Here is a 13,339-nt window from a genome sequence, read left to right on the forward strand (position 1 = left end):
AGGAGCGACCTGTTAATATTACAATTGTATTTGAATTAAAGTTTAATATAAAAATTATGCCTTCACAATTACCGTCCAAAATCTGTGAAGTCTGCGGACTGCCCTTCAACTGGCGCAAAAAGTGGAAGAAAAACTGGGACGAAGTAAAATATTGCAGCGAAAGATGCCGGAAAAACAAAAAATCAACATCCTCTGGTTCACCAAAGATTTGAGAACGAGAGATTCAGAATCCTTATACAAAGTGATGCAGGAAGATTTGCCGTTTCTTGCAATGTATGTTTTTGACTCTGAATTTTTTGCTCAAAAACAGTTCGGTTCAAGAAAAATCGGAAAATACCGTGCAAAATTTTTGCTGGAAAGTGTGGAAGATTTAAACCGAAATTTAGCGAAACAGAAGATTCCTTTTATAGTCAAATACGGCAAAACGGAAGACGTTTTTAAAGACATTTCCGAGGAATTTGAAATCGTGAAGATTTTCTGTCAGGAAGAATGGACAAAAGAGGAAACCGATCTTCAGACAAAAATCCGAAGTGTGGTTCCGGCTGCCGTTTGGGAAAAATCGTATTCTCAATTTCTTGTTCATCCGCTTTTTGTTTTTAAAACTTTGGATAAAATTCCGATGCTTTTTACCGCGTTCCGGCAGAAAATTGAAAAAAATCTGCTGATCCGCCCTGAATTTGAATCGGAAGATTTGATGTACGATAAACCGGAAATTCATTTTAAAAGTGATACCATTTCATTAAAATCGCTCGGTTTTGAAGATTTTGAAACAGATGAAAGAACAGCTTTTCCATTTTCAGGCGGAGAAAATGAAGCATTGAAAAGATTGCATCATTATTTCTCGGAAACGCAAAATCTGAGTCAATATAAACAAACCCGAAACGGTTTGGTGGGAACAGATTACAGTTCAAAGTTTTCCGCTTGGCTGTCAGATGGAAGTCTTTCTGCGGTAACCATTTACTACGAAATAAAAAAATATGAGGAGGAATTCGGAGCCAATGATTCAACGTATTGGTTGATTTTTGAATTGCTTTGGAGGGATTTTTTCAGATATGTTTCTTTACAGTATAAAGATTTGATTTTCTGGAAAAGCGGAATCAATCATCAAAAATATTTCGCGGAAAACAATAAAACATTGATTCAAAAATGGAAGGATGGAGAAACGGATTCCGATTTCGTGAATGCGAATATGCTTGAACTGAAAAATACAGGCTGGATGAGCAATCGCGGTCGTCAAAATGTGGCTTCCTACTTCTGCAAAATTCTGAAACAGGATTGGAGAATCGGAGCGGCGTATTTTGAAGAAATGCTGATTGATTATGATGTTCACAGCAATTATGGCAACTGGATGTATCTTGCCGGAGTCGGAAATGACAATCGTGACCGGACTTTTAACCCAGAAAAACAGGCAGAAATGTATGATTCTAACCAAGAATTCAGAAAATTATGGCTAAAGCAGTAAAACATACCGCCCAATTGATTTTTCCGCATCAGCTTTTCGAGGATACGGATTATCTGGATAAAAGTCAGCCTGTATTTTTGATAGAGGAATTCTTGTTTTTTAAACAGTATTCATTCCATCAACAGAAGATTGCGTTTCACCGTACGACAATGAAGTTTTATGAAAATGAACTAAAAAAGTCAGGTTTTGAAGTTGAATATATAGAAGGTTCATCCAAATATTCAGACATCCGAAATTTAATTCCGAAGCTTGAAAAAGAAAATTTTACAACAATAAAAACAACGGATGTTTGCGACAACTGGCTGGAAAAAAGATTAAAGGAAACGAAATTAGAACTCGAAATTTTAGATAGTCCGCTTTTCATCAACAGCAAAGAAGACCTGAAAGATTATTTTGAAGGTAAAAAAGCCTATCATCAGACTGATTTTTATAAGCAGCAGAGAATTACCCGAAATATCCTGATGAAAGCAGGAAAACCTTTGGGCGGAAAATGGACGTACGACACCGAAAACCGGAAAAAATATCCGAAAAATAAAAAAGCGCCCGCGATTCATTTTCCGAAAAACAATGAATTTTACGAGGAAGCAAAACAATACACCGAAAAGCATTTTGCGGGGAATTACGGAATTCTTACAGATGAACAGCTCTACCCGACTACTTTTAAGGAAGCGGAACAGTGGCTGGAACAGTTTCTCGAAAACCGTTTTCTCGAATTTGGCGTTTACGAGGACAGTATTGTTGAAAAAGAATATTTTCTGCATCACAGCGTGCTTTCTCCGTTAATGAATGTCGGACTTTTAACACCTGAAAATGTGCTGGAAAAAGCGATTTTATTTGCAAAAGACAACGGTATTCCGGTGAATTCTCTGGAAGGTTTTGTCCGCCAGATTCTGGGTTGGAGAGAATTTGTTCGCGGGGTTTATGTTTATCAGGGAACTTATCAGCGGAATAAAAATTACTGGAAACACAACAAAAAACTTCCGGAGTCTTTCTACACTGCCAAAACAGGAATCCGCCCGATTGACAGTTCGCTTCAGAAAATCCTGAAAACAGGTTATGCGCATCACATCGAACGACTGATGATTTTTGCCAATTTTATGAATCTTGTTCAGTTCGATCCGGATGAAGTCTATCAATGGTTTATGGAAATGTTCATCGATTCCTACGACTGGGTAATGGTTCCGAATGTGTATGGAATGAGCAGTTTTTCTGACGGCGGAAAGATGAGCACGAAACCGTACATCAGCGGAAGCAATTACATCAAAAAAATGAGCGATTATCCCGATGGAGAATGGGCGGAACAATGGGATGCATTATTTTGGAATTTCATCAATGACAACAAAGATTTTTTTGCTAAAAATCCAAGGTTGGGAATGATGCTGAGAACATTGGAGAAAATGCCGGAAGAAAAACGAAAACAGCATTTTAAAACAGCGAAGGAAGTTATGGGAAATTTGAAATGATTTTTTAACCACAAAAGACACAAAAGAATTGATTGGTAAAAAGTTTTCAAAAGAGCAAAAAAGATTCTATAAAAAGACTTTGCTGAGTGAAACGCCTTTGCGAACAAAAAATATTTTCAAAATTTTAAAGAAAAATCTTTGCGGACTTTGCGTTAAAAATCAAAAAAAATGAATAAAAACCTCAACATACAAGAAATCGACAGAATCATAGAAATGGCGTGGGAAGACAGAACGCCGTTTGAAGCGATACAATTTCAGTTCGGAATCAGTGAATCGGAAGTGATTGAACTGATGCGTTCGGAACTGAAGGAATCGAGCTTTAAGCTTTGGAGAAAAAGAGTGAATTCGGGAGTAAGCCAGAAACACCTGAAGAAAAGAAGTGAAAAAATCGATCGCTTTAAATGCAGCAGACAAAGAGTTATCAGCAATAATAAAATCTCAAAAAGGTAGTTGATTTAACCGCAAAAGGCACAAAAGAATTGTCTGAAGATAAGTTTTATCAAAGAGCAAAAAAGCTTTGTGAATAAAGACTTTAATAAGCTTAGTTCGACAATTCAGATTATTAAGTGAATAGTATTAGAGATGTCACAATGAGCTTGTCGAAGTGTCTCAAAATAAAAACCTTGTGAACCTCGTGTTCAAAAAAATAAAAATTATGAAAAATATCGTCATTATCGGTTGCGGAAAAGGAATTGGATTAGCAACAGCAAAAATCCTTTCAGAACAACACAAAATCATTGGAATTTCCAGAACGGAAAATCCTGAACTGAATCATCCGAATATTGAATTCCACACAATGGATATTCTTTCGGGAAATTTAGATGAAATCAGTTTTCCGGAAATTGTGGACGGATTGGTTTATGCGCCGGGAAGTATTAATCTGAAACCTTTTAACCGACTTTCTGTAGATGATTTTAAGAATGATTTTGAAATTAATGTTTTGGGAGCGGTAAAAATTATTCAGAAACTATTGCCGAATCTTAAAAAGTCGGAAAGTGCCTCTGTTGTGCTTTTCAGTTCCGTGGCGGCAAAACTGGGAATGACTTTTCACGCTTCGATTGCGGCGAGTAAAAATGCGGTGGAAGGTCTTACGAAAAGTCTGGCGGCAGAATTTTCGGCACAGAAAATCAGGGTGAATGCGATTGCACCTTCTTTAACGGACACGAATTTAGCATCACAGCTTTTGGCTACGCCTGAGAAAAGAGAAGCCTCTGCGAAAAGACATCCGTTACAAAGAGTGGGAACTGCGGAAGAAATCGCGGAAATGACGGCATTTTTAGTTTCAGATAAATCTTCGTGGATTACAGGACAGATTTTCGGAATCGATGGCGGAATGGGAAGTGTGAAACTTTAGTTGGAGAGTTTGAGGGTTTTTGAGTTTTGGAGTTATGACTTTATACATTGATACATCTCCAGACTATTAAATTGTTACATTATTAAAAATACTTAGATTAAATTTGCATTATGAATACCGACTTTTTCATTGATCTGCTTCATCAGGTTAAAGAATTTGAAAACTCCGATGCTTACAGACCTAACTCTACAGTCGAAGATTTCCGGTTGTGGCTGAATGATAAAAAATACAGAAAAGAGAGCCCGACCAAGCTTTTTAAAAATGAACAGCATCAGGTTTCATTCACAGAGAATGAAATCTGCAAACAGGTTCTGCTTCTGGGACGATATTCTAAACAACTGATAAGAAAGGGTTTAAATGATTTCCCTGAACTTGCCAATGAAGAATTTACCTATCTCTACCGATTGAAAGATGAGTCGAATCTTACCAAAATTCAGCTTATTGAAAGAAACGGGCACGAGAAACAGACCGGAACGCAGATCATCAAACGTCTTCTTGAATATGGCTTAATTGAAGAGAAAAACGACAGCGAAGACAAAAGAAGCAAACGCCTCAACATTACGGCGAAAGGGGAAGATTACTTCCACCGTTCTGTTGAAAAAGTGAACATGACCTCCAGAATTCTTGCCGGTAAACTGGAAAATAAGGAAAAAGCAGAACTTCTTGAGCTGCTGCGAAAACTGAATGATTTCCATTCTCATGTGTACTCCGAATACCGAAATGAAGATATTGTGAAAGTAATGGATCTGATAGCTTACAACAGAGATCAGAAATAGAGTTTGTTTAAGTTTTTTCAAATAAAATATTTCTGTTGGAAAAAGCAAAGACACAGGATTTTTTATAGCTTCAAATCTTCAAGGTGCAAGAAAATCAAAGATTTTTAACAAGGATTGATGATTACAGTTATTAAGTTGATACAAGTCTATAATCTTCAGATCTATATCAAAGATTTCGTTTAAAACTTTCAGACTTTTTTGCAGTTTGGAAGTTTTAAACGAACGGATAAAAACTGATGGACAGGTTATTTTTTATCAAGCCATGCGGACATGTATTCGCGGTTCATCCTTGCGATATTATCCAGCGAAATATTTTTAGGACACTCTACTTCACAGGCTCCGATTACGGAACAGTTTCCAAAGCCTTCGTCATCCATTGCCTGAACCATATTCAGAACCCTTCTTTTGGCTTCTGTTTTTCCCTGCGGGAGCAATGCAAAATGCGAAACTTTGGCTCCTACAAAAAGCATTGCAGCTCCGTTCGGACAGCACGCAACACAGGCGCCACAACTTATACACGAAGCAGCATCCATTGCTTTGTCGGCATCTTCTTTAGGAACTGCAACTGCATTTGCATCGAGTGTATTTCCTGAGGTATTGACGGAAATAAATCCTCCTGCAGCCATAATCCGGTCGAAAGCACTCCGGTCTGTAATAAGATCTTTAATCACGGGAAAGGCAATACTTCTCCAGGGTTCAATAACGATGGTTTCTCCGTCTTTAAACATTCTCATGTGAAGCTGACAGGTCGTAATTCCTGTATCGGGACCATGTGCTCTTCCGTTAATGTACAGCGAACACATTCCGCAGATTCCTTCCCGACAGTCGTGGTCAAAAGCTACCGGTTCTTTATTTTCGCTAATCAGTTTTTCATTAAGAATATCCAGCATTTCTAAAAAAGAAGAGTCTGTGGAAATATCCGAAACTTTATAGATTTCAAATTTTCCTTTAACCTTTCTGTTTTTCTGTCGCCAGATTTTTAAAGTTAGATTCAGATTTTTTCTCAGCGTCATTATTTTTGATTTAGTGGAATTAAAATTAAATGAAAAGCGATCTTTATTTTTATGATGCCCATCATAATTCTTTAGATACAGAGAGAAAATTTTTCGGGATTAAAATTCTTAGACAAGAAAAGTAAAATTATGATCTCAGTCATAATGGTATAATTTTTTTACTTCTACATTTAATTCAGCTTACTTTAACAAATTCATTACATCTAAAACCTTATATATGCTTATATCAGAAGAACTTTTACTCGATTACGGTGCAGAAGAAGAAACTTTCGGGCGCCATCACACCATTTTTAATGAAGGAGATAAACCTCAATATTATTATCAGGTGGTGGAAGGAAGAATAAAGCTGAACCATTACAACGATGAGGGAAGAGAACTTATTCTTGCTATTCTGGACAGAGGACTGAGCGTTTGTGAACTTCTTTTGTTTATAGACCAGACCTATCCTGTAAATGCTGTAACTTTTGAAAAGTGTACCATTCTGAAGCTTCCTAAAAAAAGATTTATAAAAATGCTGGACGACAATCCTGAAATTTCGAGGGACATTAATAAGTTTTTATCGGAAAGGCTTTACTATAAATACATCATGCTGGAAAATAATTCTTCTCTCCGACCGGATACCCGGATTGTAGGCGTACTGGATTATCATAAAAGCTTTTATGAAGATCAGTCGAAATATTCTTATGAAGTCCCGTTTACCCGACAGCAAATTGCTGCTATAACCGCTTTAAGAGTGGAAACCGTCGTAAGAGCAGTGAAAAGGCTGGAAAAAGAAAAATATCTGAAAATCATCAACAGAAAAATTCATGTCTGAATTTTAGATACCACAGTTCGGTACTTTGGTTAAAAATGGTCTTATAGTTGCAGAAACCTCAGCAGCCAAACACTAAAATATTATATTATGGAAACGAAGACCGCAACTAAAAAAGTGCCTGCAAAAAAAACAACACCTGCTAAAACAGCAGCCAAATCCAATGCGAAAACCTCAACAAAGGCAACTGCCAAAACACCTGCAAAGAAAAATGCAGCAAAAGAACTCAAGGATCTTTTTGAAGATTCTCTGAAAGACATTTACTGGGCAGAAAAAGCCCTGCTGAAAGCATTGCCTTCGATGATGAAAAATGCAACTCATGAAAAGCTGAAAAAAGCAATAGAAAACCACATTATTGAAACTGAAGGGCATGTTGAAAGACTGGAGGAATGCTTCAAAGCTTTGGGTAAAAAAGCTCAGGCTAAAAAATGTGACGCTATGCAGGGTTTACTGGATGAGGGAAAAAGCATTATTGAAGAAACGGAACCGGGACCTGTAAGAGATGCCGGAATTATTGCCGCAGCACAGAAAGTGGAACATTACGAAATTGCAACCTACGGAACTCTGGCAGCATTTGCAAAAGTACTGGAAGAAAAAGACTGTATGAAGCATCTTCTAAGTACTCTGGAAGAAGAAAAGAAATGTGATGAACTGCTTACTAAAGTTGCAGATACCAATCTCAACAGCAAGGCATTATAGAAAAAACATTTTCATGATAAGAAAAGGAAACCAAAGCGGTTTCCTTTTTCTATTAATTTCCGGTAGATGTTCCTTTAAAAGTATTGGTACTGAAATCAAGAGTGCAGTTGTCTGTTAAAATATGAACTTTGAGATTTTCAGCATACACAGGAAATCCTTTTTGAACCACCGAAGTATTGGTTTTTCCGATTTCTCTGGCATTAATGATCCACGCCGATCCGGATCCGCGGCAGACTGCCTTGCAGCCTTCTACAATAATCAGCGCGGTATCTTCTCCCAGACCAATTCCCCAACATTCCTGATGCAGAATAACGGCATGAGCCAGCCTCCCGAATCTCGCACGATGCACAAAGTGGGTATCGATAATGCAGTTTTCAATAAAACCCAGTCCGGAAGCCAGTTCGATATCATGTTCCAGAATTGCTTCACCGTTTACTGCTTCAAGAATGGCCGTTTTAGGCATACACATCGCTCCCGCACTTGTCCCTGCGATCATAAAATCTTCTTCTTCAAAGTATTTCTTTTTCAGAAGATCCGTTAAAACCGACTGCTGAAGAGTCTCAAAGATCCTGTTTTGATCTCCTCCCGTAAAGAAAACCGTCTTCGCCTCCTCTACCCTTTTCAGATGATAATCAGAATGTACCTGATCGTCACAGATATCAAGAAAATCAAAATTTGTAAATCCTATCTCATCGAAAGTTTTAGTATAGGTATCGCGCATTCCTTCCGGTTCTGTGCTTGCCGCGGTAATAACTTCAATGCGGTCGTCTTTGGATTTCACCAATAGTTTAAGAATCTCATTGGGCGAAAAATTATTATTCTTTTTCTCTATTTCAGGCTCATTTCCGTCTTTGTCTTCTTTACCGCCTATAATTAATAATCGTCCTTTTGGAATCATAGTTCAGGTCTTTTAATTAAATAATGATATTTCTGTTTGTAAAATTTAAATTATAATCGAATATCTGTTCATTCATGATTTTCCCATTGTGCAGATTAAGAACAGATCCCGGAATCAGAATATGTCCTTTAAGATTTTTCATATATACGGAAGCTCCTTTTTTCAGTCTTCTTTTTTTAATGTATTTAGCGTTAACAACCATTACGGAGCCATTACCGATGCATGAAATCCTGTAGCCTTTTTCAATAATCAGGATCATTTCCATTCCAATTCCGAAACCTAAACATTCCGGATGTTGTATAACCGCTTTCACCAGATTTCTGAAGCGCAAACCGTGCGCAAACTGATTATCTATAATACAGTTGCTGATATAGTTCAGACCTTCTTCTTCAAAAGAGGGGCTTACGGTAATTTTGGGGATAAACATTGCAATATCATCGGTTGATGCTACTGTAAAATCTTCTTCTGTACAGTATTTTTGGTATACAATTTCTGAAAGGGATGACTTTTTAAAGTTTTCACAAAGTTCCGTTTTGTTTCCGGTGAGAAAAACTGCTTTCGCGGAAGAAAGCTTTAACAGATGCTCATGTTGATAATTTTCAGGATCAATAAATAAAACATCTGCAAATCCATGATCTGAAAGTAATGCAGAAATTTTTTCTTTCGGTTCCGAATCCTGTGAAAATATAATCACTGCAATCTCCTCATCTTTTTGACCGTACAATAACTTTAATACTTCTCTGATCGGGAAAAACTCTTCCGTATCATGAACTTCTTTCTGAACTTTCCCTCCGGCAATGATGAGTCTGCCTTTCGGATGGGCAAATGTTCCCTTATTCATTATCCGTTTTCACATGGGTTCTGTCTTTCGCGGTATTTGCCGTATCTGAAACTTCATTCAGTTTCTGAATAGTATCCGAAGCTTTATCATTTACCGTTTCTTTCTTATTGTTCTGATCCGTATACTGCGTTTCGGATTTTGTGCATGACGACAAAATGCATAACATAAAGATAAGTGATGTTAAATTTTTCATATAATCTGGATTTGATTATCAAACTTAAGGATCGGAAAACGAAAAAATTATGATGCAGGTCACAATAAGTCTCATTAAACTTTTTATTTAACTATATTTTTATTTAACCATACGCCAAAGGTGTTGTTTGCCATTGGTGACTTTTGCTTATTCTGAAAATCAGATTTAAAGACATTTAATTGTTTTCACGCCGAACTTACGTTAATTAAAAAAGCTTCCCGAATCGGGAAGCCTGTTTAGAATAAGTGCAAAAATGATAAAGTATGCTTATTCAAAGATAATAAGGACTTCCTGTGATATTTTATGATCTCTCTCATAATTGATGATCTATATTGAAGAAAACCCACAATATTTCCCATAAATGTGGTATTTTTTATTGTAAATATTTTACGTTATGGTTTGCTATTTGTAATTATTTAATAAATAATAAAGCTTAAATATTCATTTTTTTAACATTAAAATTCAACATATGATAATTAGTGAAGATTTATTGTTAGCGTACGGTGCCATCTATGAGATGTACAATGTAAACGAAACCGTTTTTCATGAAGGAAATTTGCCCAAATATTACTTTCAGATAGACAGCGGCATCGTGGAACTGAATAATTACCATGAAGACGGAAAAGAGTTTACCCAGAATATATTATCGGATGGACAGAGTCTGGGAGAATCTTTTTTATTTGATGATAAAGTTTATCCCACCAATGCGACTGCGAAAACAGCCTGCAGGATTTTTAAACTTCCCAAGAATGATTTTTTCAGCCTCCTGAACCAGAATCCTGAAGTTTCCGCAAAAATGTTCAAATGTCTTGCAGACAGACTGTATGATAAGTACATTATGCTTTTTAATATTTCTTCGGCGGATCCATCATACAAAATAAAAACCGTTATGGAAAGCCTGAAAGGTGAATCGGGAGATAAATATTCTTTTCAGGTTCCTCTTACGAGACAACAGCTTGCCAATTTAACGGGGCTTCGTGTGGAAACGGTGATCAGAACGATTAAAAAAATGCATGACAACCATCAGTTAAGAATTGAAAACCGAAAAATATTTTATTAATTTTTACATCTTTCAGAGTATTCACAATTACTATTGATTAAATAATGAAGAAGCCGTCTCATTTCCATGAGGCGGTTTTTTTATTAAACTTTTCAGATTGGATTTTTTGGCTGATTTTTAAAATAAAATGTGGATCTTACGCCACTTTTTTTCTTAAATTATGTGCTAAAGCATGTAATCCGAACTCGATTTCTACTTTTTTGATGGATTTGAGCATAAATCGTTTAAAATGGTGATTGTGTTTCAGATGTGCAAACACAGGTTCCACATCGCAGCATCTTTTTTTACGTTTTTGTATTCCTTCTTCGCTTTTCAGTCGTTTTCGGGCGAGTTCTTTGTGGCGTTCCAGATTGTGATTCCGCTCTATACTGCGGTTTTCTTTGGACTGATGGCACCTGCTTCTCAACGGGCAACCACTACAGTTTTTGGCTTGGTAATGCGATTGTTTTTGTATAAAACCATTTTTCGTTTTGGTGGTACTTTCATGGGTTTTCTCCATTTTTTGTCCCATCGGACAAACGTAAAAATCCTGTTCCCGATTGTAATGTAAATGCTCTTTGCTAAAGGTTTTGTGCTTGTTTTGATAATGCTCATCCTGTTCTTTATCAAAGGTATTGTACTTTACGAAAGCTTCTATCTTAAGTTCTTCTAACAATTGATAATTTTCTTCACTCCCGTAACCCGCATCTGCGGTGAGTGATTCTATTGCAGAGAAGACTTCTTGTCCATAACTTTCTTTAAAATTATCTAAATGCGACACTAAAGTCGTTGTATCCGTGGGATTTTGATGAAGCGTGTAATTAAGAATAAACTGATTCTCTGTAGAAATCTGCGCATTGTAAGCGGGTTTGAGCTGTCCGTTCTTCATATGATCTTCCTTCATTCTCATAAAGGTCGCATCCGTATCGGTCTTGCTGTAAGAGCCTCTTTCTTTCAAAATTTCCTCCTGCAGCTCATACTTTTCAAGGTTTTTCTCAAAGTTGTTTTTGATATAATTCAGCTTCGCTTTTGCTTTGGTTTTTCCTTTGTCCGAAGTAGTTTTTCCGCTTAGTTTTTGATTAATATTTTCAACGGTCTGCCGGATTTTTTCTTTACTGATTTCTTTAAATTCCGGCGGCTGCGGATCTGTATCTTCATCCGAAGCGATGCTTTGGGCATAAGTCCAAAGTTCTTCAAGTTGTTGAAGCATTTTTTCTTTATTGGTTTGGATGGATTTTCCCCAAACAAAAGTATAACGGTTGGCTTGTGCTTCTATCTTTGTACCGTCCGTGTAGACTTGCTTTAAAGTAATCAATCCTTCTTCTGCCAAAAGCAAAACCACCTGGGTAAAAATATCCTTGAAAGCGGACTGCAATTTCTGACTTCTGAATCTTGCAATAGTGTTATGATCAGCAATATTCATATTGGAAAGCCACATAAAAAGAACATTTTCACGCATCGCCTTTTCTATTTTTCTTGACGAATAAATGTTTTCCATATATGCAAAAACCATCACCTTAAGCATCATTACCGGATGGTAACTCGGATTGCCTTCTTTACGGTAAGCGCTTAATAATTTGGAAATATTAATCTTCTCTAAGACATCATTGACGATGCGGACAGGATGTTCCGATGAAATTAAATCCTCAAAAGTATGAGGAAACAAAACCAACTGATTTTGATTGTAATGCCTAAATCCCATATATGTTATTGATTACCAAATAAATATACAAAACAACAGTCAATCTTACAAATGTTTTAATCAAAGAAACCGCCTCAGTTGTGAGACGGCTTCTTTGGGTTACAACAGCAGAATCGGATTCTGTATAGTGCTTATTTAAAATTTTATTTTCGGCATTGGTTTCTGTGTTTTCTTTGGGATCGTCCTGATCCGGATCGCATCTGCAGGACAGGGAAACAAAACCGCAAAAAATTCCCAATAGTATGGTGGCAATTGATTTCATAAAAGTTTCAGTTTAATTGTTTTTATTTTCGCTTGAAGGTTTTTGCATTTCCGACATTCTGTGAGCCGCCATTTGATCTGTTGTTATATTCGTCATGGCAACAGAGGGTTTATTTTTCAATCCTGAAATTACTTTGTCTTCTCCTTTCATTAAAGCATTAAACCCATCCATTGCTACGTCTTCGGGTGAGGCAAGATTATCGGGATCATCCAGAATTTTACTTTCGTTCATATCTGCTTTGTTGAAAAAATCTGTATCAGTAGGTCCCGGCAAAAGTGCTGTTACGGTAATCCCCGAATCTTTCAGCTCTTCTCTGATGGCTTCAGACCAAGATAAAACAAAGGCTTTTGTACCATGATATACAGAATGCCAAGGTCCGGGAGCTTTACTCGCGATGGAAGCAAGATTCAAAATTCTTCCTGAACCTTTCTGTAAACGATCTTTTAAGAATAATTTGGTTAAAATAATTACGGAGACAATATTCAGATTGATGATATCTACTTCACGATGAATATCGGTTTCATGAAATTTTCCGTACACTCCCTGTCCTGCGTCATTTACAAGAATTTCAGGACTTATTCCGTTCAGCTTCAGTTCAGAATACAGAGAATATGCATCTTCCTGATTAAAAAGGTTTTTAGCTATGGTGATTACATTTACTCCAAAGCTTTTCAGTTCTGCGGCTTTCTTTTTCAGCTCGTCATAATTTCGGGCAACAATTACGAGATCGTAGCCGTTTTTGGCGAAAATTTTTGCCAGTTCGTAACCGATTCCGCTGGTTGCGCCGGTTATTAAGGCATATTGGTTTTTCATATTCATTTTAAGT

At 36.8% G+C, this 13,339-nt stretch carries 16 protein-coding genes; 9 read left to right on the top strand and 7 right to left on the bottom strand.

What is annotated here, in order from left to right:
- The first annotated feature begins 56 nt into the window (after window positions 1–56).
- The 6 genes from KKI44_RS04705 (at window position 57) to KKI44_RS04730 (ending at window position 5,055) form a co-directional block, all read left to right on the top strand.
- The gene (locus KKI44_RS04705) at window positions 57–212 is read left to right on the top strand and encodes a DUF2256 domain-containing protein (protein ID WP_143883645.1); all 156 of its coding nucleotides are present in this window, start codon (window positions 57–59) and stop codon (window positions 210–212) included.
- A complete protein-coding gene (locus KKI44_RS04710; protein WP_214590064.1) occupies window positions 164–1,462 on the top strand; it encodes a DASH family cryptochrome in 1,299 nt (432 codons plus the stop codon). Before KKI44_RS04705 ends, KKI44_RS04710 begins: the two co-directional genes overlap by 49 nt.
- Window positions 1,447–2,925 (top strand): cryptochrome/photolyase family protein, encoded by a 1,479-nt coding sequence (locus KKI44_RS04715; protein ID WP_214590065.1) that lies wholly within the window; start codon window positions 1,447–1,449, stop codon window positions 2,923–2,925. Before KKI44_RS04710 ends, KKI44_RS04715 begins: the two co-directional genes overlap by 16 nt.
- 168 nt (window positions 2,926–3,093) lie before the next feature.
- Window positions 3,094–3,375, top strand: coding sequence for a TIGR03643 family protein (locus KKI44_RS04720; RefSeq protein ID WP_214590066.1), 282 nt, complete (start codon window positions 3,094–3,096; stop codon window positions 3,373–3,375).
- Between the two features lie 205 nt (window positions 3,376–3,580).
- Window positions 3,581–4,279 (top strand): SDR family NAD(P)-dependent oxidoreductase, encoded by a 699-nt coding sequence (locus KKI44_RS04725; protein ID WP_214590067.1) that lies wholly within the window; start codon window positions 3,581–3,583, stop codon window positions 4,277–4,279.
- A gap of 110 nt (window positions 4,280–4,389) precedes the next feature.
- Entirely contained in the window at window positions 4,390–5,055 is a 666-nt protein-coding gene (locus KKI44_RS04730) for a MarR family winged helix-turn-helix transcriptional regulator (protein WP_214590068.1), read from the top strand.
- A 245-nt stretch (window positions 5,056–5,300) separates the two neighbouring features.
- On the opposite strand, the gene KKI44_RS04735 is transcribed toward KKI44_RS04730, so the two are convergent.
- Window positions 5,301–6,068: a succinate dehydrogenase/fumarate reductase iron-sulfur subunit gene (locus tag KKI44_RS04735; RefSeq protein ID WP_214590069.1), complete on the bottom strand. Its 768-nt coding sequence runs from the start codon at window positions 6,066–6,068 to the stop codon at window positions 5,301–5,303.
- A gap of 217 nt (window positions 6,069–6,285) precedes the next feature.
- Here KKI44_RS04735 and KKI44_RS04740 point away from each other — a divergent pair, with 217 nt between their 5' ends.
- Both KKI44_RS04740 and KKI44_RS04745 read left to right on the top strand, forming a co-directional pair.
- A complete protein-coding gene (locus KKI44_RS04740; RefSeq protein WP_214590070.1) occupies window positions 6,286–6,882 on the top strand; it encodes a Crp/Fnr family transcriptional regulator in 597 nt (198 codons plus the stop codon).
- Window positions 6,883–6,969: 87 nt separating this feature from the next.
- Window positions 6,970–7,578, top strand: a complete 609-nt coding sequence (locus tag KKI44_RS04745) for a ferritin-like domain-containing protein (RefSeq protein ID WP_214590071.1) — start codon at window positions 6,970–6,972, stop codon at window positions 7,576–7,578.
- 52 nt (window positions 7,579–7,630) lie between these two features.
- Here KKI44_RS04745 and KKI44_RS04750 read toward each other — a convergent pair whose 3' ends face one another.
- Genes KKI44_RS04750 through KKI44_RS04760 form a run of 3 tightly spaced genes read right to left on the bottom strand, consistent with a single transcriptional unit; the run spans window position 7,631 to window position 9,510 of the window.
- The gene (locus tag KKI44_RS04750; RefSeq protein ID WP_214590072.1) at window positions 7,631–8,476 is read right to left on the bottom strand and encodes a cyanophycinase; all 846 of its coding nucleotides are present in this window, start codon (window positions 8,474–8,476) and stop codon (window positions 7,631–7,633) included.
- Window positions 8,477–8,492: 16 nt separating this feature from the next.
- Entirely contained in the window at window positions 8,493–9,317 is an 825-nt protein-coding gene (locus KKI44_RS04755; RefSeq protein ID WP_214590073.1) for a hypothetical protein, read from the bottom strand.
- Window positions 9,310–9,510, bottom strand: a complete 201-nt coding sequence (locus KKI44_RS04760; protein WP_214590074.1) for a hypothetical protein — start codon at window positions 9,508–9,510, stop codon at window positions 9,310–9,312. Before KKI44_RS04760 ends, KKI44_RS04755 begins: the two co-directional genes overlap by 8 nt.
- A 469-nt stretch (window positions 9,511–9,979) precedes the next feature.
- Here KKI44_RS04760 and KKI44_RS04765 point away from each other — a divergent pair, with 469 nt between their 5' ends.
- Window positions 9,980–10,570 carry a Crp/Fnr family transcriptional regulator gene (locus KKI44_RS04765; RefSeq protein WP_214590075.1) on the top strand — a complete coding sequence of 197 codons (591 nt, stop codon included), beginning with the start codon at window positions 9,980–9,982 and terminating at the stop codon, window positions 10,568–10,570.
- A gap of 136 nt (window positions 10,571–10,706) precedes the next feature.
- Here the strand turns inward: KKI44_RS04765 and KKI44_RS04770 are convergent, their stop codons facing one another.
- From KKI44_RS04770 to KKI44_RS04780, 3 genes are read right to left on the bottom strand one after another with little or no spacing between them, the layout of a single operon-like run.
- Window positions 10,707–12,251, bottom strand: coding sequence for an IS1182 family transposase (locus tag KKI44_RS04770; RefSeq protein WP_214590076.1), 1,545 nt, complete (start codon window positions 12,249–12,251; stop codon window positions 10,707–10,709).
- Complete coding sequence (locus KKI44_RS04775) at window positions 12,241–12,513, bottom strand: hypothetical protein (protein ID WP_214590077.1); 273 nt, start codon at window positions 12,511–12,513, stop codon at window positions 12,241–12,243. Before KKI44_RS04775 ends, KKI44_RS04770 begins: the two co-directional genes overlap by 11 nt.
- Window positions 12,514–12,525: 12 nt before the next feature.
- A complete protein-coding gene (locus KKI44_RS04780) occupies window positions 12,526–13,326 on the bottom strand; it encodes an SDR family NAD(P)-dependent oxidoreductase (RefSeq protein WP_250902159.1) in 801 nt (266 codons plus the stop codon).
- Between the last annotated feature and the right edge of the window lie 13 nt (window positions 13,327–13,339).

It is taken from the genome of Chryseobacterium sp. ZHDP1 (assembly GCF_018603435.1).
GTDB lineage: Bacteria > Bacteroidota > Bacteroidia > Flavobacteriales > Weeksellaceae > Chryseobacterium > Chryseobacterium indicum.